This window comes from Olivibacter sp. CPCC 100613 (assembly GCF_036959255.1).
Classification (GTDB): Bacteria; Bacteroidota; Bacteroidia; order Sphingobacteriales; family Sphingobacteriaceae; genus Olivibacter.
Window position 1 is genome coordinate 41,441 of record NZ_JAWMTI010000003.1, and the last position, 26,492, is coordinate 67,932.

Annotated in this window: 29 protein-coding genes and 1 pseudogene; 10 read left to right on the top strand and 20 right to left on the bottom strand. The window is 39.2% G+C overall.

Features of this window, described 5'->3' with window-relative positions; translation table 11 throughout:
- Positions 1–37 precede the first annotated feature (37 nt).
- The 10 genes from RYH73_RS11085 to RYH73_RS11130 all read right to left on the bottom strand — a co-directional run bounded on the left by RYH73_RS11085 (position 38) and on the right by RYH73_RS11130 (position 8,205).
- Positions 38–1,111 (bottom strand): YbjQ family protein, encoded by a 1,074-nt coding sequence (locus RYH73_RS11085; RefSeq protein WP_335313497.1) that lies wholly within the window; start codon positions 1,109–1,111, stop codon positions 38–40.
- 440 nt (positions 1,112–1,551) lie between these two features.
- Entirely contained in the window at positions 1,552–2,055 is a 504-nt protein-coding gene (locus RYH73_RS11090) for a CPBP family intramembrane glutamic endopeptidase (protein WP_335313498.1), read from the bottom strand.
- A gap of 160 nt (positions 2,056–2,215) precedes the next feature.
- Positions 2,216–2,386, bottom strand: coding sequence for a hypothetical protein (locus tag RYH73_RS11095; protein WP_335313499.1), 171 nt, complete (start codon positions 2,384–2,386; stop codon positions 2,216–2,218).
- A gap of 24 nt (positions 2,387–2,410) precedes the next feature.
- Complete coding sequence (locus tag RYH73_RS11100) at positions 2,411–2,584, bottom strand: hypothetical protein (RefSeq protein WP_335313500.1); 174 nt, start codon at positions 2,582–2,584, stop codon at positions 2,411–2,413.
- 141 nt (positions 2,585–2,725) lie between these two features.
- Positions 2,726–3,232, bottom strand: a complete 507-nt coding sequence (locus RYH73_RS11105; RefSeq protein WP_335313501.1) for a CPBP family intramembrane glutamic endopeptidase — start codon at positions 3,230–3,232, stop codon at positions 2,726–2,728.
- A 63-nt stretch (positions 3,233–3,295) separates the two neighbouring features.
- Positions 3,296–5,455, bottom strand: coding sequence for a peptidase domain-containing ABC transporter (locus RYH73_RS11110; RefSeq protein ID WP_335313502.1), 2,160 nt, complete (start codon positions 5,453–5,455; stop codon positions 3,296–3,298).
- Between the two features lie 5 nt (positions 5,456–5,460).
- Positions 5,461–6,648: an HlyD family secretion protein gene (locus tag RYH73_RS11115; protein ID WP_335313503.1), complete on the bottom strand. Its 1,188-nt coding sequence runs from the start codon at positions 6,646–6,648 to the stop codon at positions 5,461–5,463.
- 27 nt (positions 6,649–6,675) lie between these two features.
- Positions 6,676–7,014, bottom strand: a complete 339-nt coding sequence (locus tag RYH73_RS11120; RefSeq protein WP_335313504.1) for an HTH domain-containing protein — start codon at positions 7,012–7,014, stop codon at positions 6,676–6,678.
- 575 nt (positions 7,015–7,589) lie between these two features.
- Complete coding sequence (locus RYH73_RS11125) at positions 7,590–7,970, bottom strand: DUF6232 family protein (RefSeq protein ID WP_335313505.1); 381 nt, start codon at positions 7,968–7,970, stop codon at positions 7,590–7,592.
- Positions 7,971–8,034: 64 nt separating this feature from the next.
- Positions 8,035–8,205, bottom strand: coding sequence for a hypothetical protein (locus tag RYH73_RS11130; RefSeq protein WP_335313506.1), 171 nt, complete (start codon positions 8,203–8,205; stop codon positions 8,035–8,037).
- A 329-nt stretch (positions 8,206–8,534) separates the two neighbouring features.
- Between RYH73_RS11130 and RYH73_RS11135 the strand changes: the two genes are divergently transcribed.
- Complete coding sequence (locus tag RYH73_RS11135) at positions 8,535–9,098, top strand: hypothetical protein (protein ID WP_335313507.1); 564 nt, start codon at positions 8,535–8,537, stop codon at positions 9,096–9,098.
- Between the two features lie 627 nt (positions 9,099–9,725).
- On the opposite strand, the gene RYH73_RS11140 is transcribed toward RYH73_RS11135, so the two are convergent.
- Together RYH73_RS11140 and RYH73_RS11145 are read right to left on the bottom strand one after the other, a co-directional pair.
- Positions 9,726–12,125, bottom strand: coding sequence for an ABC transporter permease (locus RYH73_RS11140; RefSeq protein ID WP_335313508.1), 2,400 nt, complete (start codon positions 12,123–12,125; stop codon positions 9,726–9,728).
- 164 nt (positions 12,126–12,289) lie between these two features.
- Positions 12,290–12,496, bottom strand: a complete 207-nt coding sequence (locus RYH73_RS11145; protein ID WP_335313509.1) for a heavy metal-binding domain-containing protein — start codon at positions 12,494–12,496, stop codon at positions 12,290–12,292.
- 393 nt (positions 12,497–12,889) lie between these two features.
- Between RYH73_RS11145 and RYH73_RS11150 the strand changes: the two genes are divergently transcribed.
- Both RYH73_RS11150 and RYH73_RS11155 read left to right on the top strand, forming a co-directional pair.
- Positions 12,890–13,870, top strand: a complete 981-nt coding sequence (locus RYH73_RS11150; protein WP_335313510.1) for an AAA family ATPase — start codon at positions 12,890–12,892, stop codon at positions 13,868–13,870.
- 19 nt (positions 13,871–13,889) lie between these two features.
- On the top strand, positions 13,890–16,397 hold the full coding sequence (locus tag RYH73_RS11155) for a S8 family peptidase (protein WP_335313511.1): 2,508 nt from the start codon (positions 13,890–13,892) through the stop codon (positions 16,395–16,397).
- A gap of 111 nt (positions 16,398–16,508) precedes the next feature.
- On the opposite strand, the gene RYH73_RS11160 is transcribed toward RYH73_RS11155, so the two are convergent.
- The 3 genes from RYH73_RS11160 to RYH73_RS11170 form a co-directional block, all read right to left on the bottom strand.
- On the bottom strand, positions 16,509–17,006 hold the full coding sequence (locus RYH73_RS11160) for an erythromycin esterase family protein (protein WP_335313512.1): 498 nt from the start codon (positions 17,004–17,006) through the stop codon (positions 16,509–16,511).
- Positions 16,979–17,662: an erythromycin esterase family protein gene (locus tag RYH73_RS11165; protein ID WP_335313513.1), complete on the bottom strand. Its 684-nt coding sequence runs from the start codon at positions 17,660–17,662 to the stop codon at positions 16,979–16,981. The genes RYH73_RS11160 and RYH73_RS11165 overlap by 28 nt, the downstream gene beginning before the upstream one ends.
- 187 nt (positions 17,663–17,849) lie before the next feature.
- Positions 17,850–18,257, bottom strand: coding sequence for a GNAT family N-acetyltransferase (locus tag RYH73_RS11170; protein ID WP_335313514.1), 408 nt, complete (start codon positions 18,255–18,257; stop codon positions 17,850–17,852).
- A gap of 231 nt (positions 18,258–18,488) precedes the next feature.
- Between RYH73_RS11170 and RYH73_RS11175 the strand changes: the two genes are divergently transcribed.
- Both RYH73_RS11175 and RYH73_RS11180 read left to right on the top strand, forming a co-directional pair.
- Entirely contained in the window at positions 18,489–18,623 is a 135-nt protein-coding gene (locus RYH73_RS11175; protein ID WP_335313515.1) for an ORF6N domain-containing protein, read from the top strand.
- Positions 18,617–18,661 (top strand): annotated as a pseudogene (locus RYH73_RS11180) (hypothetical protein); the annotation flags it as partial. The gene RYH73_RS11175 and the pseudogene RYH73_RS11180, both read left to right, overlap by 7 nt.
- A 396-nt stretch (positions 18,662–19,057) precedes the next feature.
- Here the strand turns inward: RYH73_RS11180 and RYH73_RS11185 are convergent.
- On the bottom strand, positions 19,058–19,279 hold the full coding sequence (locus tag RYH73_RS11185) for a hypothetical protein (protein WP_335313516.1): 222 nt from the start codon (positions 19,277–19,279) through the stop codon (positions 19,058–19,060).
- Between the two features lie 25 nt (positions 19,280–19,304).
- Between RYH73_RS11185 and rhuM the strand changes: the two genes are divergently transcribed.
- Positions 19,305–19,661, top strand: coding sequence for a RhuM family protein (gene rhuM / locus RYH73_RS11190; protein WP_335313517.1), 357 nt, complete (start codon positions 19,305–19,307; stop codon positions 19,659–19,661).
- 77 nt (positions 19,662–19,738) lie between these two features.
- Here the strand turns inward: rhuM and RYH73_RS11195 are convergent, their stop codons facing one another.
- Both RYH73_RS11195 and RYH73_RS26675 read right to left on the bottom strand, forming a co-directional pair.
- Positions 19,739–20,290 carry a hypothetical protein gene (locus RYH73_RS11195; RefSeq protein ID WP_335313518.1) on the bottom strand — a complete coding sequence of 184 codons (552 nt, stop codon included), beginning with the start codon at positions 20,288–20,290 and terminating at the stop codon, positions 19,739–19,741.
- A gap of 202 nt (positions 20,291–20,492) precedes the next feature.
- On the bottom strand, positions 20,493–20,690 hold the full coding sequence (locus tag RYH73_RS26675; protein ID WP_442946085.1) for a Fic family protein: 198 nt from the start codon (positions 20,688–20,690) through the stop codon (positions 20,493–20,495).
- Positions 20,691–20,834: 144 nt separating this feature from the next.
- Between RYH73_RS26675 and RYH73_RS11200 the strand changes: the two genes are divergently transcribed.
- Positions 20,835–21,389, top strand: coding sequence for an ORF6N domain-containing protein (locus tag RYH73_RS11200; protein WP_335313519.1), 555 nt, complete (start codon positions 20,835–20,837; stop codon positions 21,387–21,389).
- Between the two features lie 128 nt (positions 21,390–21,517).
- On the opposite strand, the gene RYH73_RS11205 is transcribed toward RYH73_RS11200, so the two are convergent.
- The gene (locus RYH73_RS11205) at positions 21,518–22,423 is read right to left on the bottom strand and encodes a helix-turn-helix domain-containing protein (protein ID WP_335313520.1); all 906 of its coding nucleotides are present in this window, start codon (positions 22,421–22,423) and stop codon (positions 21,518–21,520) included.
- 157 nt (positions 22,424–22,580) lie between these two features.
- Here RYH73_RS11205 and RYH73_RS11210 point away from each other — a divergent pair, with 157 nt between their 5' ends.
- From RYH73_RS11210 to RYH73_RS11220, 3 genes are all read left to right on the top strand, one after another.
- Positions 22,581–23,402, top strand: coding sequence for an SDR family NAD(P)-dependent oxidoreductase (locus RYH73_RS11210; protein WP_335313521.1), 822 nt, complete (start codon positions 22,581–22,583; stop codon positions 23,400–23,402).
- Positions 23,403–23,447: 45 nt separating this feature from the next.
- Positions 23,448–24,272: an SDR family NAD(P)-dependent oxidoreductase gene (locus RYH73_RS11215; protein WP_335313522.1), complete on the top strand. Its 825-nt coding sequence runs from the start codon at positions 23,448–23,450 to the stop codon at positions 24,270–24,272.
- A 144-nt stretch (positions 24,273–24,416) separates the two neighbouring features.
- Positions 24,417–25,223 (top strand): helix-turn-helix domain-containing protein, encoded by an 807-nt coding sequence (locus RYH73_RS11220; protein ID WP_335313523.1) that lies wholly within the window; start codon positions 24,417–24,419, stop codon positions 25,221–25,223.
- A 214-nt stretch (positions 25,224–25,437) separates the two neighbouring features.
- On the opposite strand, the gene RYH73_RS11225 is transcribed toward RYH73_RS11220, so the two are convergent.
- Positions 25,438–26,259 (bottom strand): alpha/beta fold hydrolase, encoded by an 822-nt coding sequence (locus tag RYH73_RS11225; RefSeq protein ID WP_335313524.1) that lies wholly within the window; start codon positions 26,257–26,259, stop codon positions 25,438–25,440.
- Positions 26,260–26,492: the final 233 nt, after the last annotated feature.

The following is a 26,492-nucleotide window of genomic DNA, read 5'->3' on the forward strand; positions in this document are numbered from 1 at the left end:
TATGTAGTTACATCTGCCTTACCTAAACCTCCATTTTTCACATTAACTCCTCAATCACCTCTATCCTATTATCAATAATCTTTGTTGCAGCTTCGACACTAGTTTCATTCTCTCTAAAACCATAGTGATCTTTTGTACAAGAAGAACACCGATTACGAGACAGCTCGTTTAGGTTGCCGCAAGTACATTTCCATACTTCATTTTCAGACGAAGAGAACATCTTTTTCTTAGTGGTGAATTCTACAATGGGTTTGAATCTATCGGCCGCTGCTTGCTTGATTGCCGCCAACAGCATTTTATCTTCCACGGTATAGTTCAGCTTATTGGCTTTTACAAAAGCTAAGGCAGTTTTTGCTATTTCATCATTTTCGTTCCTAAGAATTTGTAATACGGCTTCGTAATCGATGAGATCATAGGTAATTATTATTTCATTTAAGGTTATTCTATAGCCTTTGGAAACTTCGCTTGACTGTAATTCATTGAACAAGATGGCCGACGCTAAAGCCGAATCAATTCCGCCAAAGTATTTACACAATTTTTCCAGGCGTTCTTTGGTCTCAAAATCCACCAACTTGTAATTCTGCTGAATAATGGAAAGTACTAAAGGAGCAAATTCTGGAAATCGTTTCTCAAGAATAAAATTGATTTTCGCGTCCGAAATACCAGATAACTTCGGATTGTCCATATGGATATCGATAATGATTTTTGCGTCAATCTTGTCTTTAACGAGATTGCCATCAACAGATTTACCTGTGTTTAAACTTTGCTTCTCCCCCTGCTTTGTTGCTCTAACAGGAGTACCTAAAGCTGTGATCATAAACATTTGTGTGCCTTTACCACTGATTTCGTCCACATCGATCCGTAAACCCACAATGCAATTAGCTCCTACCCGTTTCGCTCTTTCGGACAGTGTTTCTATTGCCTGTTTATAAATATCCTGCAACTTCCGTTCGTAAGTGCTGGATCGGCCACCAAAGAAATCTGTCCATCCGGCAGCGATATCACTAAACACATTAGACCCCACCACTACGTTGGCCGTAATAGGTTCATAATATTCTTCAATGGTATAACCATCCAAAGTATCGGTGGTCGTAGTAATAATTCTGTTCATTTCGGTTTAGACGATTTGGTTGTTGTTATTGGTTATTGGATCTGTCCACAAGCATTACTTTTTGTGTGCTGCCAGTCCCATTCTTCATAGAGATCAATCTTTCTATTGTTTTTTGATTTTGGTTTGATTAACAGTTCCAGTTTAGTTCCACTAAGTTATAAATTAAATGATATTTCACAAAATTTGTGAAAATTTGAGAAAGCCTTCCCTCCTAGCCTGCTATGTTTCGGAAACAAATATAATCGGTTCTGTTTTTGGGCTTTTACGGGAAGCCGTAAGGAAGGGAAAGTGTATAAAAAAATCATCTCTTTCAAAAAAAAGGCTAAAGTACACTTTATATTAGATTCAGCAAGTAATAGAACGATGCAAACTCTGGGGGTAGTATTCAAGCGCAAATGAATTACAGTGAATTTGACATTCAGTTGCGTCAATTTTTTATGCTAGAAAAAATGAAAAACATTATTATTTAAAAATGCTACCAAATTAGAAACTGCATGCAAGGAGACAACAAAAAGAGTTGCTTTTGCGATATCATACTTATTCCGGATAAACAAGTATGAGTAAGCAAAAATAAGCCCCGTAAAGAACATTGTTAAGGCGTATATCAAATTATAAAAGTGGGCGGTACCGAATAAGATTGCCGATAGGTACATCAACCATCTTCTGCTTATCATAAATTCTCTGCCAATTTCCATGACGGCTAACTGGAAAACAAAAGTTTCTATCAAAGGTGCAACGACAACTGACATCATAAAAATGAATAGATCGCTCTCTTTTTCAACAGGATTAGATGTTAGGTTTGGATCAATCATTGTCACGACAAATGAAGTGACTGTTGAAAAGGTCAATTTAACAATAAGAAAAATGAAGAAGAGCTTGCCGTATGACTTCGGTGTTAGGTAGACATTTAATTTGTATTTTACTCCATCAATTGCTTCAGTCATCTACTCAAAAATTATAAATGCGTTTGTTACCCAGAATAAGACAAATAAAATATAAGCTAATAATGGGTGAATAAGGTTCTATAATAGTTGAAATATTGGAAAATGTATTATCTGAGTGAGCCATAGATATATTAATATATCTATGGCTTATTTAAGTCTATTAGGTACCGTAACCATTATGCTGTCCATATTCAGCTGCATATTCAGCATATTCTCTGGAAGCTCGGCCCGCCCAATATCCCAAATCTTTCCAAAAACCGCCACCATCAACTGTAATAAGCTCTGATTCAGTTAATTCTATTATATCAAAATTTAATTCTTCTTTTTTCATGATTATTTTCTTTTTCGTTCAACATTATCTTGGAGCATTCCATCCTTCTTGCCATCCGCCAATGAATTCTGTACTGGCATCATAAGCCATTAACGCATATTCAAGAGCTCTTCCCCATATACTTCCGCCATCTACTTCTATTTTTTCGGCCAATTCCAATTCTTGGAATTCCGCTATTTCTAATTCAACAAAATTCATATGTCATTAAACTTTACATACTCCTACTCTATTTTCAGGTTTTTCGGAATCCACCTTTTTGTTGATCAACTTATCAAAGTTAATTTCCTCCAGTGTACAAAAAAAACAGTGAGTAGAAAAAAAATCAGATTGTATGTTTTTTCATGACAACGTTTTACTCAAATGGTTAACAAAAAAAGTCATTAAGTTCCCCAATGCATGTAAACTTATAAGGAACAGTGCTGACCTAAAAATGGATAACCGATACCTCACAATTACGTAAGCATACGCGTATAAAAGCCCAGAGAAAAAGATGGCGATCATGTAAGCCACATTATATTGATGAACCGAGCCGAAAACAAGACCGGAAATAAAAATTGCATACTTCATAGAAACACTGAATCTTCGCAATACCTCAATTACCAGAACCTGGAACACCAGCGTTTCCAATAGGGGAGCCATTATTACAGTAGTGACGAATACTTTAAAAGGTGGAAGCTTGTCAAACGGAGTTTCTAACAGCGATTCATCGAATATAGAAACAACAAATGATGTACTGAATACGTAAATAGAATCGATCAAAAAAAACATTCCGAATAATACCGGAATGGACTTTTGCAGAAAGTATTTGCGAATACCATATTCATGAGCCCCTATAGTTTCAATCATTTTATTAATCATTAGATATAATCGCGATCTGTCCGCTAAACTTACATTTTATTAGATGAAATATCAATTGCTGGCTGTTATCGGCATCTGCTGTTGCCACAAACTATAATACTTGCCTTCTGATGACATCAATGACGCATGCGTTCCCTCTTCCAGCAATTTGCCCTCCTGCAAAACAATGATCTTATCCGCAGTTTGTACCGTACTTAAACGATGGGCAATCAGAATCACCGTTTTGCCCTGATTACGCAGGTAGTGGATGGCCTGCTGTACATATTCCTCTGCCGCCGGATCCAATGACGAGGTCGCTTCGTCCAAGATCAGTATTTCAGGCAGTTTGTACAAAGCCCTGGCAATCGCTATACGTTGCTTCTGGCCTCCCGACAGGCTGGCTCCATTCTCGCCCAGGTAGGTATTGAAACCATTGGGAAGGCTTTCAATAAATGAAATAATGCCCAATTGCTTGCAGAGCTCAATAATACGCTGTATGTCCGGCTCATAATCGCCAACAGCTATATTTTCAATGACATTCCCGCTGAACAGATCAATCTGCTGTGGTACCACGCTGATAATACTCCGCAGCGATTCGTTACTGATGTATTTCAATGTGTGTTCGCCAATGTAAATATTGCCTTTGGTTAAAGGATAAATGTTTTGCAGGAGCGAAAGCAATGTCGATTTACCAGAACCGCTTTCGCCCACGATAGCGGTAAGTTTTCCCACGGGCATACATAAATCAAGCTCATCGAATACCGTTACCCGGGTCCCGTACCTGAATCCGACCTTATCAAAAACAATGTCGCCGATGTTCTCTTTTGTCAGTGCTATTTTTCGGTCATTTTCTTCCTGTTGCAGATCCATAATTTCAAAAAGACGATCGGCCGCAATTGCCGCGTCCTGAATCGTTTTATTCATGCTGATCAGTGTGGAGGCCGGTCCGGTGAAATAACCGATGAGGGCATAAAAAGACAATAGTTCTCCCGGTGTTATCTCAACATCCAATACAAAACCGGCACCCCCCCACAGCAGTGTAATGGTAAACAATTGGGAAACAAACTCGGAAGAAGTTACGGAAAACAGCGAATTTAATCCGGATTTATAGATCGTTTTCAACAACCTGACAAATCGCACTTCCGTCCTTAAATTAGCGTGCCCCTCTAGACCGAAACGCTTGATGGTACCCATGGCATTGATGCTTTCTACCAATTGGGATTCGAGCTCGGCACCTTCTTCCATCAGTCTGCGCTGCACTTTTTTATTGAGCCTGTTGGTAATGTAGTAAACAAGGCAATAGAACGGTATAACCAAAAGCATGACCGTGGCCAATTTCCAGTACCACGTGAACATAAGTGCGAAGGAGAATACGACAATGAAGATATTGACGAGAAAGTTCAGCGATACATCGTTGATGAATGCCCTTATCTTGACCGCATCGTTCACACGCGAAATGATCTCCCCGACCCGCATATTATCAAAAAAAGCCTGCGGGAGCCGTGTCAGGTGCTTATAATAACCAAGGATCAGATGCGCATCGATGGCCTGCCCCGTCTTAAGGGTAAATATCGTTTTGAAAGCACTGATGAGCGTCTTTAATACAAGGACGGAGACCATGATGGTGCCCATTAGGTTCAACAGGTTCCGGTTACCGTCGGGCAGTACAAAGTCGATTATCTTCTGAACAAACAACGCGGTCGATAACCCGAGTATGGTATATAGAACGGCCCCGACCAATGATTGTATGAGAACGGTTTTATGGGGCTTGATCAGATACCAAAAACGGATACGTGTCGAGGTCTTTTGATTTCCTTGCCTGAAATTATCATTTGGCGCTAGAAGGATCAGGATACCGGTCCATTCACCTTTAAATTCCTCAGGTGATTTTTTATGCAGTTTCCCGTCGGCGGGATCCATTACTTCGATATATTTTGGCGTCACCTTATAGATGACCACATAATGATGTAGCGCATTTTTAACGACAATGTGTGCTATAGCGGGTAGTCCGATTTTATTGAGACTTTCGAAGGGTCCTTTGACACCTTTGGCGGTCAGGCCGATCCTGGCTGCCGCCTCGATGATTCCCAGTACGTTGGTGCCCCGTTTATCCGTGCCTGCCATCTGTCTTATACGGGCAACCGGAAGGTTAAGTTTGTATTTTGCCGCTACGGAAGCGAGGCAGGCCGCACCGCAATCTGTTATATCCCGTTGTTTTACCTTGATTCCCATAAATGTTATTTTCCTTCTCCGGAACTGTTTGCCGCTATCAGATTGGGGTTGATCCAATCATCTATTTTATCATAGAGCAGTTGGTACAGGCTTCTTCTGTTCACAATAAAGCGTCCCTGTAAGGTCATGCCTTTTTTTAATTTACCGATGTAGCCGTTAGGGAGTTTCAGGTGATCCTTGTCCAGCTCGCACATAACTTTGAATACCGGGTTTTTGTTCCCGTCCAGCACCATATCTTCCCCTATATTCAGCACCTTTCCCCTCAATATGCCCCATTGGTTATAATTGAAGGCATCTATCTGGAACCGTATCGATTGACCTTTTTGAATCAGACCTATATCGGATGGCTTAACAAACATCATGGCAATCAATGACGAGTCGGGACTCAGTTCCGCGATTTTCTGGTTGGCGAAAACAGGTGCGCCGAGCTGTATACCGATTAAATTCTGGACACTTCCGTCTACAGGTGCAAGTACCGTGTAAAAGATCTCCTGGCTTTTGGTATTTGAACGATCTCTATATAAGCCGCTCAATTCCGTACGGTATGTATCGGCGTCACTTTGCCATTGTGTTTTATACTGACTGGCAATATAGTCGTATTCCCCTGCCGCTTGATCCCTTTTCATCAAATGTTCTTCATATTCGGCATCACTGACGACTTTCCGTTCGTGAAGCCGGTTAAATCGATCGAAAGCCCTTTGCGTTTGTGTTTTGGAGATCAGCGCATTGGTAAGTTGTTTACGGGACTGCTGCCAAGCGGCCACATACTTCGGTGCTTTTAGCTTAGGCTGTTGTTTTGCCGTGACATCAACGCTGCCCAATGTCTCCACATCCTGCAATAGCAATTCCAGTTCCCGGATACGATTGTTTATCAAAAAATTCTGATCGGTTAAATTTCGTGAATCGATCCGTAACAGCGTATCTCCCTTTTTTACTTTTTGATATTCGCTTAAATTAAAATAATCCAGTTTACCATTTATCGGAACCAGAATTTCGCTTCTTTCCATGGGTGTTTGCAGCATGCCTGTTGACTTAACACTTACATCTACATATATAAAAGGAAGCAAGGCCAATGCTGTAAAAGCAACTGTCAACAGTAAAACATATATGATCTGCGAACTAACTTTAATCTTCTGTAAATAGGTAATTTCAAGAATTTCCGGATCAGCCACGGGTAATACTTTGTCATCCATAACGTCAAGAATAAAACTGCCAAAACCTTAGATAGAGCCAGTCAATAAACTAAAATTTTCAATTTTAGTTTCCATATCATCTGCCGTGCAATATGTCCCTCCAGATATAAGGGATATTTCTTGATTATTTAATGACTTAAATGTTGCGGAAAATGAAATTTCATATTCGTGTTTGTAAAAATATGTCTGGTATTGTCTCGAATAAGCTATTGGGGCGCCATTTGCCTTTAATTCCTCAATGATTTTATGCAGTCGAGAAGTTGATAATCCAAGTCTATCTGACAAATCGCTTGGACTACCTGTCCTTTTTTGTTTAATTAATTTATTCAAAAGGTTAATTCGTTCAATATATACAAGCAACTTCATACGTTTAAGTTTTAATCCATGACCAATTCTCTATTACTTGAAAACAGCCGTTTAGATTTTTAAGTTAGGATACTAAGCTTTCACACTTACTAATGTACAACAACATGTTGTAGAAGACAAGAAATTTACACCAACAACCTATTTAATTACATATAATGGCCTTCTCCTTACACAGAAAGATTAAAGTCTACAAAACGATGGAATCTTTACAAGGTTATTAAAAGCAGAAACCTGAGTGTAAATGATTAACATCCTTAATATGGCTATGGCGATTTCCATATAATTATCGATATAAAATCTGTTTGTACAATGATAGAAAAACGAGGTAAAATAATGGGTCAAAAAAAATAGATCACGCTTTTTATTGATTAATTTTTCTATTTGCTGTTTTATTAACTTTCAGTTGCCAGTTGTGCTTTGTGAGCCCTTTATGGTTTGCGTTGCCAGTTACGTGTTGCTAGTGTTCATGAGGGCTAAAGCCGTTATCGGTCTCTCCTCAGCCATCAAAAACTCGTTTTACAGAGGAAAATTTGTGAAAATTTGAGAAATTTAGAAAATAGCACTTCGTCTGCTTTTCATCCGCCATATATTATTGCTTCGTTTAGCGCATCTACGATTTTCTGCACATGCTCTCTGTTTTTCGAAATAAACGTATTGGTTTCGCCCGCATTGGTACTTATCCGAACAGCAAATTCATCTTTAATGTAAACAAAGAGGGTAATGGCAACGGCTATCAGGAGCACGCCTATCACCCTGGCATCACTCGAGAACAACATTAAAAAGCCTCCTAAAAACATAATTATTGCCATCCTTCTTTCCGCCGGTATCTTTTTGAGCTTAACAGAGGATATATTTCTCATTGCGTAGGTGGTAGCTTGTGCAATGTAGCGAGACTGCGTTACTATTATGTCTCCGTCTTGGTAGAAGTGTATTTCGTTTTGTATTGGTGTTTCCATATTAAATAGTTTGACCAGATAAAACCCATAGACGATAAATCATCGTCTATGGGATACTCTTTGTTTAAGCGTAGCTTATTAATTCCCAAGTAGCGGCCCCTCCATTATATGGAGGCATACGATTGCCTTTGGCTATTGGTGCTGTTGTTGAAGGGGTGCCTACTACTTTCCATACGCCTGATTCCGGACAAATTTCTCCGGTTCTAGCTTGTGTTCCTAATGGTGCTTTTGACATAATTCAATTTGTTAGTTTATACATCAAAGCTAAATAGGTGAAGCGTTCTTTTTTTACGGGAAACCGGAAACTAGAGCTTGATCTTAATTTCTGCTGCTACCGGAAAATGTTAACTTCGAAGCAATATTTAGAAAAACCAGGCCTTGAACCTTTTTACAGTAATAAACTTGATATCATTTATCTTTCAGCGGAATAAATCAATTATCTGTATAGTTTTGGTTTATGGGCTAGCTACGATGCCAAAGGATTTACACGGCCAAGTTCTTTCGGAGAAACTTGCAGTAACTAGAGGTAGCGACACTACGTTTTTGACAACTTACCATTTGCCGATGATTAAGAAGTTAGGACTCGTTAATCCTAATGATGATGTGGATTTTTTTAGGGTAAGTTCTACTAAATATATTTTGGAGCTATCGAAAAAGTCAAACTTGGTTATCTTTTATGCAGACGAAATTTGGGACGGCAAACAGACGGAATCTCATTATTTCAAATCGTTTAAGTTGAAACCCAATCAGGCTGCTGAGATTGGGCTATTAATCGACTCTCTTAATATCTTACCAATCCCGAGCGATAAATTTATTGAGGACTGGTCTCAGGGTTTTGATGGAATCACTTACGTTATTGAGTGGAAAAAGGACAATCAATATAGTTTCAAACGCTATTGGACGCCATCTGCCACAATAAATTTGCAAGAAGCCAGAGTACTCTCAGATTTTGCTGACAGACAATTGGATAATATTATTGATTATCAAGTTAAGAAGAAGTTATTTGAGAAAGAAATTCCGTTTTATAGCTGGAGATACAACGGGGCAATAATCACAAAAGCGATTTCGGATATGAAAGCTTTCAGACAATATAAACGGAAAAAGAGAAAGCAGCTAAAAGATCAGTAAAAATGTGCTTACAAATATTTTAACCGGAAACATCAGACAAAGCGTTCCTTGGTCAAATATTGGAATACGGTCCGGCTCGACCAATAGTTCGTTCAATTGAGAATCGAGAGAAACTACCTCAGTCAAATGGAAAAGTTTCGACCATGCAATATATCTGTCCCAGGATAATCCGTTTTCATAAGATCTGTCAAAAATACCCCGCGCTGTGTATAGAAATACCATCTGTTATTACCTGATCAACAAGTTAGCTTCGTATCGCTAAAATAGCGCTAATTTATTTTAATTTTGGTTTAAACTATATCTTAGATGTAGGTGATTATCCGTTTTAAGTCCATCGGATCAAGTTTGTTGGCCATGTCGCTGTATTATTTATATAGCGGCAAGGTAATCCCTGATCTCTTAAAGTGGCGCAAAACGAATATTAATGGCAATGGTCAATATCAATCTGAAATGGCATCATTTAAACCGTAATATCCAACTGATTAGGTGTTTATTAATTACTTGGTTGCTTTTACCGGTTAGTTAATTCTCCGTTAGAAATAACCCCTTATCGAAACGTACTGATTGTTGGATATATACATTGTAAGATGCAATTTTCGGCAATTCAATACATTACTGTCTCCTCATTTATTCATCTCTCAAACTTGTTACAGGTTTTATGATAGCAGCTCTTATCGAGTGGAAAGATATGGTTATAAAAGCGATAACGATAGCTAAGGCTCCGCCCAACACAAATATCCACCATTCAACGTCAATATGGTAAGCAAAATTCGACAGCCAGGTATTCATCGCAAACCACACGATCGGTGTGGATATAAAAAGTGCCACAAACACCGGTTTGAGAAAGTCAGCAGATAAAAGTTTTACAATCGTCGTAATACTTGCACCTAAAACTTTCCGGATACCAATCTCCTTTTGCCGCTGAAGCGCACTATATGCCGTAAGTGCAAGTAAGCCTAAACAGGAAATAAAAATGGCAAACATGGTAAAGCTCAGGAACAACTTACCGAATTGTACTTCGGCCTTATATTGTTGATCTACATATTCATCCGCAAAGAAATAATTAAAAGGTCGATTGGGAATAGTTTGCTTCCATCTATCTTCAATTGTTTTCATCGTAGCCGATAAATCATTCCCTTGGAGCTTTATGGAAATGTAATTGGAAAAATTTACCTTTCCGAGCGCCATACTCAAAGGTTTGATATCTTGACGCAGCGACTGAAAATTAAAGTTTTTCACTACTCCTATAATCTGACCACCTTTTCCTTTCGTGTTAAATTTAAACTTTTTACCAATAACATCATTGCTATTAGTGTACCCCAAATTATGTACAGCAGCTTCATTTATCAGGATCCGGGTAGTCGTATCATCGCCGAAGTCTTTCGAGAAATTCCTACCGGCCATTACGCTCATTCCATATTGCGGGATGAATTCATAGTCAATAACATATTGATCAATGGTGCCAGCCTGCATATCCCCATTACTATTTTCCAACTCTGTATAGAGCATATTACTAATAGCGCCAGGTATGCTGTTTGACTGTGATGCCCCTTTAACCGCAGGAATATCTGAAAGTGCTGTTTTAAACGCTTCCTGTTGTGTATCAAAGCGCGTTTCTACAACTAACGTTTGCTCCTTATCAAAACCCAACGATTTATTCCGCATAAAATGCAGCTGATTGTAAACAATCATCGTAATTGTGATGAGCGCAATGGAGATGGTGAATTGAGCAACGACAAGCGTTTTACGAAGCCGAATTCCATTGGAGGATGATATATACCGACCTTTTAGCGCACCCGCAGGTTTGAAACTGGATAATACAATAGCGGGATATAAACCTGCAAGTAAGCCAACTGAAAACGCAACGGCTAATAACAATACAAGGTGGTTAGAATGTTCGAAAACAGTATGAGCGATTTCTTTTCCCGCTAGTGCGTTAAATGCCGGCAGAAACAGCTGTCCTAAAAGCAAGCTGACAAGATAGGCAAAAACGCTAACAATCAGGCCCTCTGCAAGGAATTGCATGATCAATTGTGCTCTGTGCGCTCCGGCGACTTTCCTGATACCAACTTCTTTTGATCGCTCAACTGCCTTTGCCGTAGTGAGGTTAATAAAGTTAATGGCCGCTATCAGTAAAATAAAAAATGCGATGATGGAGAATATATAAACATTATTTTGGTTTCCCGTTTGGAAATTATCATGGCTTATCCGATCTGACTTTAAATAGATATCTTTTAGAGGCTCCAAATGTAGGGTAAAAGACATGTTGCTTTCTTTAAGTTCTTGCGGAACTCTTTGTTTCAGGAAACTGGGCAGTTTACTGGCAAGCTGATCGACATCAGTTTTTCTTTTTAGCAGAAGGAACGACACGTTCGTGAAATTGGCCCACATATCATTTACCGGAAACTTGAATATTTTACCGTACGTACCTATAGAAACGAACAGGTCTGCTTGAAAGCTCGAGGCAAGCGGCATATCTGCCATAACACCTGTTACTTTTATAGGCTTGGCATCTTGCATAATATGCAATGTTTTTCCAACAGGATCTTCCTCTCCAAAGTATTTCTTTGCCGTAGAGGCTGATAAGACAACACTGAAAGGATCTTTTAAGGCGGTGTTTGCATCCCCTTTTATCAACGGCAGATCGAATACAGAAAAAAGAGAAGAATCCGCATAGAATGTTCGAGATTCCTGGTATTTATTATTGTCTTTGAGTACTAACAGACTGGTTGGAAGTAAACGTACGAAATCTTCTATTTCAGGCATATCCTGCGCCAGCTGATAAGCCACTGCTGAAGCAGAATAGCTTTCCCGAAGTGTTTCTTTCGGAAGTTTTATATCTGCCGACAAACGATAAATTCTATCAACATTGCTATTGAATTTGTCATAGCTCAATTCAAACCTGATGTAAGTATAAATAAGTAGGCATGCTGCCATACCAATTGCCAAACCTATTATATTAATCAGCGTAAAGGATTTATTCTTCCAAAGGTTTCTCCATGAAATTTTAAAAAGTGTCTTTATCATAATCTCGCGCGTTGATATTGATAAAGGAAAATCAAAAAACTTGCCATAAGCGATATGTTGCGTATCTGAATTATGGGATAACTATCGCCCTTATAAAACTGTTCGAATCCGAACACTAAACGTTCGTTTTCGTTCATAACCGTGATAGCGTAACAATCCGGGCATCAATTACATCGAGACAGGAAATTAAAAAAGAACCAAAAACCAACGCTAATTCCTTTGGACCTGCCACCAAAGAAATCCGTCCATCCCGCCGCGATATCACTGAACACATTAGATCCCACCACTACATTGGCCGTAATAGGTTCATAATATTCTTCAATGGTATAACCATCCAAAGTATCGGTGGTCGTAGTAATAATGCTGTTCATTTCGGTTTAGACGATTTGGTTGTTTGTTATTAATTATTGGTTATTGGATCTGTCTACAAGCATTACTTTTTATGTGCTGCCGTCCCATCTCCATAGAGATCAATTTTTCTATTGTTTTTTGATTTTGGTTTGATTAACAGTTCCAGTTTAGTTCCACTATTTATAAATTAAATGATATTTCACAAAATATGTGAAAATTTGAGAAATTTTCCTCTCTTGACCTGCTATGCTTCAACGAATATAATCGGTTCTGTTTTTGGGTTTTTTACGGGAAGCCGTAATAATTTAAATTTTAGTAAAGAATTTTTGTTATGTTTTTGCGTCTCCAACTAATTTTATTAGCTTTAGACAAGCTTAAAGGTATTTTATATCTTTGCACCAATAAATAGGCACATGGCAGCGGCAGAGCAAATAAAGAGTCTTATACGTTCTTTCGGAGAAGGAGATGATTCTCGTTTCTACGCTACGGCTATGCAAATAGCTGCAGCGGAGGCTAGAAAAGGTCATTCTGCACTTGCTGATGAGCTCAAGAAGATGATAGATAAAGCCAAGCTTTCTAAAAGCAAGGAATCTGTTATTATCAAAAAGCTTCCTGTTAATAGCGCACAAAAGGAATTGAATGACCTCTTGGAACTCATTCACCCTAATGTAAAACTAAACGACATGGTGCTCTCCCCTATTGTACGCCAGTCGCTGCAACGCGTGTTAGATGAACAACGGAAGATAGATCTTTTGGAGAGCCACGGATTGAAAGCACGTAAAAAATTACTCTTTACGGGTGTTCCCGGTTGTGGTAAGACCATGAGTGCGCACGTGTTAGCTAGCGAACTTGGTTTACCGTTGTTTGTTATCAGACTAGACGGCTTAATCAGCCGTTACATGGGTGAATCTATTGCCAAGCTCCGTTTGGTTTTTGATGCAATGCACGACTTTCGTGCCGTATATCTGTTTGACGAGTTTGATAGCATTGGTACCTCTCGTGCTTCGGGAAATGAAGTCGGCGAAATTAAACGTGTACTCAACAGCTTCTTATTACAGATTGAAAAAGACGACTCGCGCAGTCTGATTATTGCAGCGACTAACATGCCTGAAACCTTGGACAAAGCACTCTTCAGACGCTTTGACGACATTATCCAATTTCCGCTACCTACTGAAGAAGATATTCTTCACCTTCTTGAATTAGAATTAACCGGCTTTAACCTATCATATACACTAAACCTACACCACATAGCCCAAAAAGCTTTGGGACTAAGCTTTGCAGATATCCACCGTATTGCTATCAATGTCATGAAAGACCTTTTGGTTTATGGTGAAGAAAGCATATCACAAGAAAAGTTGCTTGAATATGTAGATGCCAGGAAGAAGCCCTATTAAGGACTAATTCTATAAACCTATGCCAGAAAATTCACTGGATCACTTATTTCTCGATGAGCGTTTTTATAAGGCTCTTTCCTACACTTCAGTTTTAAAGGGTGGCGCTTCCGTACTCGCAAGAAGCGACATAAATCGTGAACTACAGGGCGATTTTGTAAAGGTACGCTTCAATGAGGCTATTGAAGATTTTAAAGAAGGTAGAGACGAAACTGATTTTGTATACCTAGTTTTTAAATCTGCCATCAATTTTGAACTGGACCTTGATAAATTTGACGACAAGAGTTCGTTCCGTATAGCCTATGTTAAAACAATAACTGAAAAAGACTCTCTTGGGCAGGAATTTGTTTATTATGAATCTGCTATTTTTCTCAACCGTGATGCGATATCATCTTTTTTAAGGAAAATTGAAGAATTTTTAACAGAATTTTCATGGCAAAGTCTTCGCAAAAATAATCCAAAACCAAAAAACTTCGCGTTAATTGCCAATATTGAAGATATAAGGGCGGCGACACTAGAAAGCTTTTGGCAAGAACCAGAGCTACCATTTCCTCCCTCTGACGAAGTAGTATGGTGGGAAGTGTGGTTGGACAAAAAACATAAAAAAGATGTGAAGCAGGGGGTTTTAGCACAACTTGCGGCGGCTGGAATTCAAATTGGACAGCAATGGATAGATTTCCCTGAGCACACCGTTGGATTGATAAAAGCAAGTGCTAGAAGGTTAAGTGAAACTTTGCTTTATTCAGACAGCTTAAGCGAATTGAGGAAGCCACGGGAAACCGCGGAATTCTTTACTTATCTCAATAGAGCTGATCAGCATGAGTGGATTGATGATCTCCGGAAACGGGTGCAAAATTTAGCAGGTGAAACAACAATTTCAGTATGTTTATTGGACTCTGGACTTACACGAGGTAACCCTCTTTTGAAGGATTTGGTGGCCGAAAGGAATTTGGATACTATACTTCCAGAGGTTGATGTAGCAGACAATTCAAATAGCTCTACCGGACACGGAACTCCTATGGCAGGCCTGATTCTTTATGGAGATCTTAGTGACGTATTAGCAACAAAAGAAGAGGTGAAAATTTTCCATCATTTGGAAAGTGTAAAGATTATTCATCCCAATCATCCCCACGACCCAGATAATCGTGGTTGGGTTACTATGGAGGCTGTATCCAAAGCAATAACGATAAATCCGGCACACAAACGTATTGTTTGCCTGGCAGTAACCGCGGATGATGTTTTTCATAAAGGTAGACCGACGGCGTGGTCGGCGGCAATAGACCAACTATCATTCGGCAACATTGAAGAACCAAACAACAGTACCTTGTTTATGGTTTCCTCGGGAAATTTATTGGATGAGCAGAGAAATGCTTATCCTATCGTTAACGAAGATTGCAGTATTAATGATCCTGCTCAAGCATTTAACGCCATAACGGTCGGTGCCTATACCCTCAAAGATTACGTAGATCTGGATAAATACCCGAACGCCGAAGTATTGGCGAGGCGCGGGGCTATGTCCCCCTGCAATACAACTTCCATCATATGGGAAAATACTTGGTGCCGTAAACCTGAAATCGTTATGGAAGGTGGCAATCAGGCGCTGCAACATCAAGGTGTATTAACTCCAGATTCAATGCAACTTTTGAGCACCTCTAAAGGGACCACTCTTACCTGGCTTACTACCTTTGGCGACACTAGTGGTGCCACTGCTTTGGCTAGCAGATTTGCTGCTCAAGTATATACCCGTTATCCAAAATTATGGCCCGAGACAATACGTGCACTGATCATACATACTGCTGATTGGACCTCAGAGATGCTTGGAGAAGACAAAAAGCATATTAGACAACTGAAAACGGAACAGAAACCCAAACTTCTTCAAACCGTTGGTTATGGTGTACCCAACCTGCCAAGAGCTTTACATAGTGTCAAGAACTCTCTATCGTTGATTGCTGAGGCGATTTTAAAGCCCTATAAACAAGAAAAATCCCGTATAAAAACGGATCAATTTCATTTATATCAATTGCCATGGCCGCGGGAAGTATTGAGCGAACTCTTCGAGGCTCCTGTCCGTTTAATTATCACTCTTTCTTACTTCATTGAACCAAATCCGGGCAATAAAAGGTATGCGGAGGCAAGAAATTATATGTCGCATGGTTTACGCTTTAAGATGATTGATAAAGATGAGTCACCCGAGTCCTTTGCCGGAAGGATAAGTAGCGATATGCAAGAAGAGGACTATGAAAAAGAAGGTAAAGAACGGGATTGGCTCCTTGGTGATAAATTGCGAAATAAAGGATCTATTCATAAAGATATTTGGGAAGGGACAGCTGCAGATTTAGCAACACGTAACGTAATCGCCATCTACCCCGTAGGAGGATGGTGGAAAAAACGTAAGAAATTGGAGCGCTATCTTGAGAACGTTCGTTACAGCTTAATTGTGACAGTAGAAGCGCCCAATAATGATGTTGATATTTATAGCGTTGTCAAGAGTCAAATTGATATTGCAGTACCTATTACTATTGAAATCTAACAATTAACGCATGGATAGAACAGAATCCCGTGCCACCAACGACACACATAAACAAAATAACTTTTGAACCCTCACCCAGCAGATATTTTTGTTGATTGAAGGCTTCTGCTGTTAAAAATATGACGAAGGATTTGACTTTATAATATGAATAAGTAGATCGAAACTTGCTTTGATATCAAAGCCGGGAAATTGATCCCGATCTTTTCTAGGAACATCATAACCGGCAATTCGCATCCTCATTGGTATGGAATCATTTGTTAACGACATCAGGTTGATCAATGTTACCTGACCAGCTGATCGCTTTGCGAAATTATTTTCAATTGAATTTTCCGGCGCTTTTGGAAGTTTGGCATCTATCATTTTACTTGTTCTCTTGATAAAACGATCTTTTGTAACGGCATAGGTGCCCTCTGATGTGGATGTCCCGATTACGAAATAATTGTTAGGAAAAAGTTTGGCAAGATATCCGCCCATTCCTCCGCCGTTTTCACTTTTATAAATGGAGCTCTTTGCTACATGTCCTGCATGGGCCCAAATTAACAGTTTAGCGGATGGATTTGCGATTTTAACTTCTCGAACCATCATTGCCATTGCACTATCGCGCGACATATCTTTTTTGTATCAGCGTATTTTTTTACCGTTTCAAAGTTCAGCTTCATATTCAGCAGAGAAAGATTGAACATGGTGCTATCAGATACTTTTAAATCTTTTCTGGTAAAAAGACCTTCCACGATATGGTAACCTTCGAGACATTTTTTAAACCATTCTTTTCTATCGGAATTTCTTCCATTCCACAGATCGTCCTGAAACTCCGCTATTTCTTTTAATTTTGAAAGTTCTCCATCTACAGCTTTTTTATTGCCGATTGTTCTTTCAAATTGCTGATAGGCTTGATTTATTTCGGCATAATCAATGCCGACGATGTTTATATCCCGCCCTGACATCTTACGAAAATCATAAAGCCAATTAATAAAATCAAGCACCTCTTGGTTCTGATAGATCGCAATGAAGTTCGCTTTTAGGGCATCTTTCAACTGTTCTTTATTTATACTTGTTTTTAAGAGATCATTAAGATCAGCTGTCCCTCCAAAACTATTTTCAATAAGTACATAATCGAAATCTCTATTTTCGATCAAAGCCTTGCTGATATCACTCCTTATGAGGTTGAATTCTTTGGTTCCATGCGTACCCTCTCCCAAACCGACAATTTCTCTATTTCCGATAGTCGTTTCAAGCTGCAAAAGGTCATTTCCGGTTAGAATCATATTATTGCTTTCTTTTGAAAGAGCTGCAGTTGGTGTTACAAGAATTAGAGCACTAATACTAAGAGTACAAGGCAACAATAAGGATGTAAAAAAAATCTTTATCATAAAGTAAATATCATTGCTAATAAAGCAAAAAACAAACAAAAGAAGACTTAAGAATCATAGAATGAAGATGCAGGTATGGTACTTAGTGTTCATCGCCTTCATATATCCACATCGGTATGGTTTTCCCCGCCTGAACAAAGCCCATTTTTGTATAAAAGCCCGTTGCTTCTGCGTCGGCCGTGAGCATTTGCATATGTATACCACCGTATTTTTCTCTCATCCGCTCCATGATCATCTTCCCGACTCCCTTCCCCTGATGGTGGGGATGAACAACCAAATGGGGGTAATAGACAACCAAATGCCCATCGGAAATGGCGTTTCCGATACCGACCAACAGATCTTCATGCCAGGCAGAAACCAGCGTATGAGAATTAAGCAGTCCTTGATAAAGCTCATTGGGTTTCCTGGCAGAACTCCATTGGTTTGCCTCATATAATTCAATAATTGCCGACTGGGGAATATCTCTTTTTTCTGAAATGATTACACTCATATACCTTAACATTTAGATAATTATTCCAAATATATTCAAATTTGATGATTAATCGGAAGTGTACCTTTAGGGGATTTTACTAGGTAACCCGGTTCTCACTCGGTATCTGAAATTAACGTAAAAAAGCCGATTCTTTCAATACCACATCCATTGCCTTGAACAGCCTTACGGGAATTAAGGTTACGCGTAATAGTCATCAGTAAAATATATCTCATCCGAGAACAGAAAGTAATGCTGGACAACGATTTGGCAGAACTTTATGGAGTGGAAACGAGAAGGTTGAAAGAGCAAGTACGTAGAAACTTGGTTCGTTTCCCACCTCACTTTATGTTTGAACTCTCCGAGAAGAATATCAAGAAATTCTAAGATCGCAAAATGCGACCTTAGAACAAGGCGCTTATTCCAAATATCTTCCTTTTGCTTTCACCGAACATGGCTTATTGATGCTATCTAACGTTTTAAAAAGCGAAAGAGCAATCTCAATGAGCATTCGCATCATCGATGTTTTTGTAAAAATGAGAGAAAAGCTTGCCAGTCACACTGAGCTTTATTTAGAAATAGAACGCATTAAAAATGAGATAACCAAGCAAATAAAAAGGCAAGACAATCAGGATAAAAATATAGAACTGGTATTTCAATACCTAGATGAATTGGCCGATAAAAAGAATACCCTATGTTACGGGAACGAATATAATCGGTTCTGTTTTAGTTTTTTTTATGGAAGCTGTAAGGAAGGAGAAGTGTATAAAAAAAGCCATCTCTTTCAAAGGTGGCTTAAATATCTATTAATAGAATATTGTTTACTGCTTTTTCTTAGCCAAATCGGCGCGGACTTTTTGGACAAAGTCTATCGAAACCTCAGCCGCCTTCGCCGCTTGCTCATCCGTAAAGCCAAAGTCTACTATAAGGTTCTCCACCACATCATAGCTTTTTTTTACCTCACCCTCTGCTTTTCCTCTTGCCTCACCTCTACGGTAAAGAAAATCCCTTTCTTCTTTAAAAAACTTACTTACTGCTTCCATAGCTTTTTCAAATTGAGTTGTTATATTGCTACGCAACTGTACAAATATACGTCTTCACATCAATAATTGTTTTAAGGAAGGCGAGTTAAATAAAGTAGCAACTGTCAAGGAATCCTTGACAGTTCAACTTGAAGGAAGTAGAAAGGTAAAACGGAAAATAGAGCACTATAATCTCAATGTTATCATTTCGGTTAGATATCGTGTTAAATCTTCACAAGGTACGAGATTCCGTCAGTGGGCTACCCAACGACTGAAAGAATATCTCGTGCAAGGCTACGCCATCAATGAAAAACGGTTGGCACAAAAGCAGCAGGAAGTACAGACTTTAAAAGACAGAATCCGAGGCCTTGGCGAGCCTAACTTTATTTATAGCTGCCAGTAAACCTGAAGAGATGGAAACAGTAAAAAAGCTTGTCATCAGTGTTCTGAACCGGAACCAATAGTTGTGAGCTTACAATATCATTTAACAGCTTTTATTTTAAATTTTTTCTGAATTACTTCTGCAAGATTCTCTAGCTCCTTTTTGTTTTCTTTACGCACAGGAATCCAAACCGGGATCAAAGGGTAATAACTACTCATAAAAATCAAATATCCCTTGTAAAATTGTAATTTCTGAAACATTTGCCAGCCACATTCATTCACTAAATGCCCATAACTTATGCGGACTCTCTTTTCATCTAAATCATAAACCATGCTCGTTTTTCCAACTTGCCTTTCGAACTCCCGCATAAATGGTAAGCCTCTCAAAGAAACGTTTTGCCTATAAAACCACCATGCTATCACCAATAAAGCCGAAAACATCATAAAATACCAAAAGCGGACATCTAAAAGGAAAAGGCAGTAATCATTAGAAGGGCCATCTTCTTGGTCGGCTCCTATTATTTGCGCCAAGCTATACACTGTAACAGTTGCCGACAAAAACAACCATCCTTTGTTTCGTTCATACCACCATCTTTTCGCTATTTGTTTATAGGTATCCAGATAATGATCGTCTGTAATTATTAACTGCATAGATTATTTAAATCATGGGTTTTAGGTTTAATTCTTTCTTTGCTATCTGCTTGGTTTATAAGCTCTAATTTATAAATTAAATGATGTATCGCAAAATATGTGAAAATTCAAGAACACAATCTCTACTTTCCTACCATGCTTCAGATATAAACTAAATCGGCTCTGTTTTTGGATTTTTACCGGAAGCCATAAGTTGATAGGATTACTGATTTGCTATCCGTTTCCCTAGGGTTGTCAATATATACCTTTGTTCACTACTTGTAGGGCTATCTGGATTTGACAACGCTACAAATCCTGCCTCTATTGCTGGATTTAAATAGTTTTTAGTGAAGTTTTTCCTATCTGATAAACCTAACCATATACTGTAATTCTTGCCGTTTATACTCTTTCGTAAATACAGCCAAAAATGGCACTGATATCAAAATATTTGATGTTGCTTGCTTTAATATCTAATTTTTTTAGTATTTTTGGGTTTAACAAAATCAATAACCATAAACTTTGCAGTCGTTGCTACTGCGGTTATAATAACCACTAAACCGAAATAATGGCAAAATCCACGACCAAAAATAGTACATCTATGATACCCGATGAGGTAGTCATCAGTAAAATATATCTCGTCCGAGAACAGAAAGTAATGCTGGACAACGATTTGGCAGAGTTATACGGAGTACCAACATTTAGACTCAACGAACAAGTTAAGCGTAATAGGAATAGATTTCCTGAAGACTTTATGTTCCAATTAACAGATGAAGAATGGCAATCTTTGACATCGCAAATTGCGATATCAAAAAAAGGTCGTGGAGGTAGAAGAACACCACCTTATGTTTTTACGGAACACGGTGTTTTAATGCTATCTAGTGTATTAAATAGTGAACAAGCCATCCAGGTCAATATCCAGATCGTACGTATATACACTAAAATTCGGGAACTGTTAGTGGCCCATAAGGATGTATTTTTGAGGGTAGAACAGGTAGAAAAACAGATGATAAAACAGGACCAAAAAATCGAGGTGCTTTTCAGTTATCTTAGTAAGTTTATTGAAAAAGAAGAAAAGCCGAGAAAAAAAGTTGGATACGAGATCGGAAAGAATAAAATCTAACAGATGTTGTAATTCTTGCCGTTTATGTTCTTATTTCAAATTTAGGGGGCACTTCTCTCGTAAAATCATTATGTTGATATGATTACTGATTTACAAGAGATTGGGTATATAATATTTAAATCTTGAAACTAATTCCTTGCTTCCTTGAATTGAGCCGGCGTTAGGCCTGCTACTTTTTTAAATAGACGCGTAAAATACGATGGGCTTTCAAACCCCAGATCATAGGCAATTCCGGAAATGCTGCTGTCTGATCCCAACAATAGATTTTTCGCTTCTTTTACCAGATAGATATGGACATGCTCCAGCGCGGTTTTCCCGGTTTCCTGCTTCAGAAGATCGCTCAGATACCTGCTTGACAGAAACAGTTCTCTTGCGAGATAGTTTACGGTGGGTAATCCATCTTTTAGGTGCAGCTTCTTATCAAAATAGTTTTGTAATACTGTCTGAAACCTTTTAAGCGTTGTGCCCGAAACGTTGTTGCTTCGATCCGAAAACTGTCTTTTATAAAACCGGTCTGAATATTTTAGGATGGAATCAATATGTGACAGTATAATTTCACGGCTGAACTCATCCGAGTTTTCGTCATATTCTTTCCTTATCTTTTCATATAGCTCCCACATAATCACTTCCTCAGCAGGCGATAAGTGAAGCGCTTCGTTTATCTCATACTCAAAATAGCCATAGTTTTTGATCTGTTCATGCAGGATGTGTCCGGCCAGGTAATCCTCATGGAAAAATATAACAAAACCCTTTTCTGCAAACTGGACGTTACTGACTTCGATAATCTGTCTTGGCTTCATGAAAACAGTGGAACCGTTGCTGTGGTCATATTTCGTTTTACCATAAAGGACATATCCCGACTTGATCTTTTTCAGGGCAACCATATAAAAGTCACCTGTGAATCTGTCTTCTCCGACCGAATAGGTCATAAGTTCTTTACAGGTCATCAGGCTCAAAAGTGGATGTTTTGGAGTTTCAAAGCCACTTCTTTCGTGAAGTTCGGTTATGCTTCTATAATGATTGATCTTTTCCAATGTGTCTGATTTAAAAAAATTACTCGTTGAAATGATCCAAAATTACATTTTCGTAAATCTGTGCTATTCTTCCGCTGATATGGATTAGAGCAAAGGCCTGATCCGGATATAACTTTGTCTTATCAAAATAACAAATAAAATTCTAAACAATAACAAAATGGCAAAGACAATTTTCATTACAGGAGCAACATCGGGATTTGGAAAACTATGGGCTGAAGCACTATTGAAACGTGGAGACAACGTAGCGGCAACCTCCAGAAGAGCTAACGCTTTTACAGCGCTGTCAGAAAAGTATGGTGATCAGTTTTTACCGCTACAGCTTGATATTACCGATAGAGAAGCCGTAGTTGCTACTGTCAACAAAGCTAAAGAACATTTCGGTCAGCTTGATGTGGTGATCAACAATGCAGGTTATGGTGTTTTCGGTGCAGTAGAGGAAGTCGGGGAAAAAGTAGCAAGAGATGTTTTCGATGCGAATCTGTTCGGAACACTATGGGTGACGCAGGCGGCGCTGCCGATCCTGAGAGCACAGGGCCACGGACATATCATTCAGCTTTCAAGTGTACTTGGTGTATGGAGCCTTCCCACTCTCGGTATTTACAATGCAACCAAATTTGCGGTAGAGGGACTTAGTGAAGCGCTGGCTAGTGAGGTCAAAGATTTTGGTATCCATGTCACTTTGATTGAGCCGAATGGGTATAAAACTGAATTTGGAGGAAGTTCAGCGGTATTCGGCGATTCGCTCGATGTATATAATCCATTGAGGGAAAGCTTGGGGAAAATTGAGGGACTTGGACCCGATGATTACGGTACCCCGGAAGCTACTGTTCCAGCTATCTTGAAACTGATCGACAGCGAAAACCCGCCGCTTAGACTATTTCTGGGCAAATTGGGATATGTCAAAACAGAAAGGGTTTACGGTGAAAAACTTCAGCAGTGGAAAGAATGGAAGAATGTTTCAGAAGCAGCGCATGGATAATACCGTGCTTTTTATAAATAGGTTAACAAAACAAGAAAAATAAAAATGAGCAAAATAGTTTTTATAACAGGAGCTTCCAAAGGATTTGGAAAAGTATGGGCTGAGGCCTTACTTAAAAGAGGGGATAAAGTTGCCGCGTCGGCAAGAAATATCAGTGCGCTGGCAGATTTAAAATCTGCTTACGGTGACAGTATTTTAGAAGTGAAATTGGATGTTAACAGCCGTGAAGACGTTTTTTCAGTTGTAAAAAAGATCAAGGACAATTTTGGACGGATCGATGTAGTGATCAATAACGCCGGCTTTGGCTTGTTTGGAACAACCGAAGAAACATCCGAGCAGCAGGCTCGTGATCAGATGGAAACCAATTTTTTCGGATCACTGTGGGTCGCTCAGGCAGTATTGCCTATTATGAGAGAGCAAAAGAGCGGACACATTATTCAGGTTTCAAGCTTTCTTGGACTAACGACACTGCCATTATTGGGATTATATAATGCTTCGAAATTTGCCGTAGAGGGTTTGATCGAAACGATCGGTTCGGAAACTGCCCACTTGGGTATTAAAACCACTTTAATTGAGCCCAATGGTTTTGCAACAGATTGGGCTGGAGCATCTGCCGTTCAGACTTCTTCGGAGATTACAGATTACAACCCGGTGCGCGCAGCTTTTGCAGAGAGCGGTGACAATCCTGATACCTGGGGAAAGCCGGAAGCGACCGTTGAGCCGGTTTTGAACATCATCGATAGCGAAAATCCGCCCAAGCGCATATTGTTCGGTAGAATTGCCTATCAGGTCATTAATGATGTATATACCAAAAGGCTTGAAGATGTCCAAAACTGGAAACAGGTCAGTATTGCTGCTCACGGACATTAGAAGAAGCTGAAATGACTCAGCGCTTGAATGATGATCGTTAACAACACCAATATCGTGATCATACAGTAGGACATATCAACCTTTTTTACGTTGAATGAATCCTGCTTCCGGTAAAATCTTTTTAACATAGATAGAATTAAACCGATGCAACATTATAAAACCCTTACAGCATTACATCTGGGCAATCAATGGGAAGCCCCGCAACATCCGCTCTTCAGTATGATCGGCTGTCAGTCCGAATGTAAATTGGGAAATAGGGAATTTACGACCGATTGTTATGTAATTGCTTTTAAGAAAATTAAATCCGGCAATTTTATGTACGGACGTACGAGCTATGATCACGATAACGGATGTCTTTTCTTCGCCAAACCCCGGCAGATCATCGAAATGAAAGATCTTGAATACGAAGAAAAAGGATATATGCTGATGATCCATGAAGATTACCTGCATGGTCATGAACTTTTCAAAGAAATCGAGAAATACGGCTTTTTTGATTACGAAGTTAGAGAGGCGCTGTATCTTTCCCCGAAAGAAGAACAGACTATATTGGAACTTCATTCAAAAATCCAGGCAGAATACCTTAATAATCCGGACGAATACAGCCGTGAAATTATTTTGAGCCATATTTCCTCTATCCTGAGGTATGCGCAGCGCTATTACAAAAGACAATTTGTTGATAGGGCGCAAATCATCGGGAACACAGCGTCCAAGTTTAACGATCTGCTGAGAAAATATTTAAATCAGGGTCTACTAGCAAAAAGCGGGCTTCCAAATGTGGCATTTCTGGCTGATCAGCTATTTGTTTCTCCACGCTATCTGAGTGATCTGCTGAAGCAGGAAACCGGAAAGACGGCAATGGAGCAAATTCATATTTTTATGATTTCAGAGGCCAAGAACTTGCTGCGGCTGGGGGAAGGGGGCATAGCCAGAGCTAAAATAAAGATCAGGTAATCGGAAGCCCGCAGAATAAGTGGGCTTCCGACGGCCACGATTCGTTGTTTGTAGGTTGCTTATTCTTTCTGTATACCAATCAACCAGAAAGTACAGCAGCGTGGTAAAAACAAGCTGGAAAGGCACCAAGACCAGAATGGTTGACAAAGCATATTCTATTCTGGCTTGGGTATGAAAATTTGGAACAAATTGCCACTATGATGATCATGTTCAATTAAGACTGGATAAACTCCAAAAGGTCTTTATTAATAGTCTGATGCTCTATGGTAGGCATTCCGTGCGAGAAACCAGGGTAAGTAATCAGCTTCCCGTTTTTCAGCAGCTTCGCAGATTTTATAGCTGAATTCTCTATTGGTACGATTTGGTCATCTTCACCGTGCAACACTAAGATCGGAATATCAACCGCCTTTAAATCTTCTGTAAAATCAGTTTCTGAAAAAGCTTTAATTCCATCATAGTGAGCAACGATGCCGCCCATCATTCCTTGCCGCCACCAGTTTCTCTGTACACCTTCCTTTATATCTGCACCTTCCCTGTTATAACCATAGAAAGGGAAAGTTAAGTCTATATAAAATTGGCTTCTATTATTTAAGGTCTGTTCCCTGATGTTGTCAAATACTTCCATCGGAACACCATCGGGATTAGATTCACTTTTTACCATAACAGGCGGAACTGCACTGATTAAAACAGCTTTCTTCGCTCTACCCTTGGCATACTTGTTTACATAACGGATTACTTCACCGCCACCTGTGGAGTGGCCTATGTGTACCACTTCTTCTAACCCCAAAAACTCAACTAGCTCGGCCGCGTCAGAAGCGTATTGCTCGATAGTGTGACCATAAATATTCTGGCTGGAACGGCCGTGACCTCTTCTGTCATGCGCTATTACACGATAGCCTTTTTGTAAAAAGAAAATCACCTGTGCATCCCAGTCGTCTGAAGATAATGGCCATCCATGATGAAACATCAATACCGGGCCTTCTCCCTGGTCTTTGTAAAAAATCTCTGTTCCGTCTTTTAATTTTAGCGTGCTCATTTTTCTTAAATTTTTAAAGTTTGTGATTGTTAGTGTCAAGTAATTTTGCCCTAATTCTTTAGCAAAAGTAATGCAACCAAATTCATTCGATCTTAATCTAGGTTAAGATCGCAAAAATTAATTGTAATTAAATCCGATCGGCTCATTATGCCTGCATAAAGTATGCTAACTATAAATCCCTCGGAGGGTAAAACGACTTAGCTTTATCCACAAAGAGTGCCGAGGGCATTTCT

Bases quoted from the DNA above. Each gene is read 5' to 3' on its own strand.
- RYH73_RS11085 (WP_335313497.1), bottom strand. From the start codon at position 1,111: ATGAACAGAATTATTACTACGACCACCGATACTTTGGATGGTTATACC.
- RYH73_RS11090 (WP_335313498.1), bottom strand. From the start codon at position 2,055: ATGACTGAAGCAATTGATGGAGTAAAATACAAATTAAATGTCTACCTA.
- RYH73_RS11095 (WP_335313499.1), bottom strand. From the start codon at position 2,386: ATGAAAAAAGAAGAATTAAATTTTGATATAATAGAATTAACTGAATCA.
- RYH73_RS11100 (WP_335313500.1), bottom strand. From the start codon at position 2,584: ATGAATTTTGTTGAATTAGAAATAGCGGAATTCCAAGAATTGGAATTG.
- RYH73_RS11105 (WP_335313501.1), bottom strand. From the start codon at position 3,232: ATGATTGAAACTATAGGGGCTCATGAATATGGTATTCGCAAATACTTT.
- RYH73_RS11110 (WP_335313502.1), bottom strand. From the start codon at position 5,455: ATGGGAATCAAGGTAAAACAACGGGATATAACAGATTGCGGTGCGGCC.
- RYH73_RS11115 (WP_335313503.1), bottom strand. From the start codon at position 6,648: ATGGATGACAAAGTATTACCCGTGGCTGATCCGGAAATTCTTGAAATT.
- RYH73_RS11120 (WP_335313504.1), bottom strand. From the start codon at position 7,014: ATGAAGTTGCTTGTATATATTGAACGAATTAACCTTTTGAATAAATTA.
- RYH73_RS11125 (WP_335313505.1), bottom strand. From the start codon at position 7,970: ATGGAAACACCAATACAAAACGAAATACACTTCTACCAAGACGGAGAC.
- RYH73_RS11130 (WP_335313506.1), bottom strand. From the start codon at position 8,205: ATGTCAAAAGCACCATTAGGAACACAAGCTAGAACCGGAGAAATTTGT.
- RYH73_RS11135 (WP_335313507.1), top strand. From the start codon at position 8,535: ATGATTAAGAAGTTAGGACTCGTTAATCCTAATGATGATGTGGATTTT.
- RYH73_RS11140 (WP_335313508.1), bottom strand. From the start codon at position 12,125: ATGATAAAGACACTTTTTAAAATTTCATGGAGAAACCTTTGGAAGAAT.
- RYH73_RS11145 (WP_335313509.1), bottom strand. From the start codon at position 12,496: ATGAACAGCATTATTACTACGACCACCGATACTTTGGATGGTTATACC.
- RYH73_RS11150 (WP_335313510.1), top strand. From the start codon at position 12,890: ATGGCAGCGGCAGAGCAAATAAAGAGTCTTATACGTTCTTTCGGAGAA.
- RYH73_RS11155 (WP_335313511.1), top strand. From the start codon at position 13,890: ATGCCAGAAAATTCACTGGATCACTTATTTCTCGATGAGCGTTTTTAT.
- RYH73_RS11160 (WP_335313512.1), bottom strand. From the start codon at position 17,006: ATGTCGCGCGATAGTGCAATGGCAATGATGGTTCGAGAAGTTAAAATC.
- RYH73_RS11165 (WP_335313513.1), bottom strand. From the start codon at position 17,662: ATGATTCTAACCGGAAATGACCTTTTGCAGCTTGAAACGACTATCGGA.
- RYH73_RS11170 (WP_335313514.1), bottom strand. From the start codon at position 18,257: ATGAGTGTAATCATTTCAGAAAAAAGAGATATTCCCCAGTCGGCAATT.
- RYH73_RS11175 (WP_335313515.1), top strand. From the start codon at position 18,489: ATGCTGGACAACGATTTGGCAGAACTTTATGGAGTGGAAACGAGAAGG.
- RYH73_RS11185 (WP_335313516.1), bottom strand. From the start codon at position 19,279: ATGGAAGCAGTAAGTAAGTTTTTTAAAGAAGAAAGGGATTTTCTTTAC.
- RYH73_RS11195 (WP_335313518.1), bottom strand. From the start codon at position 20,290: ATGCAGTTAATAATTACAGACGATCATTATCTGGATACCTATAAACAA.
- RYH73_RS11200 (WP_335313519.1), top strand. From the start codon at position 20,835: ATGGCAAAATCCACGACCAAAAATAGTACATCTATGATACCCGATGAG.
- RYH73_RS11210 (WP_335313521.1), top strand. From the start codon at position 22,581: ATGGCAAAGACAATTTTCATTACAGGAGCAACATCGGGATTTGGAAAA.
- RYH73_RS11215 (WP_335313522.1), top strand. From the start codon at position 23,448: ATGAGCAAAATAGTTTTTATAACAGGAGCTTCCAAAGGATTTGGAAAA.
- RYH73_RS11220 (WP_335313523.1), top strand. From the start codon at position 24,417: ATGCAACATTATAAAACCCTTACAGCATTACATCTGGGCAATCAATGG.
- RYH73_RS11225 (WP_335313524.1), bottom strand. From the start codon at position 26,259: ATGAGCACGCTAAAATTAAAAGACGGAACAGAGATTTTTTACAAAGAC.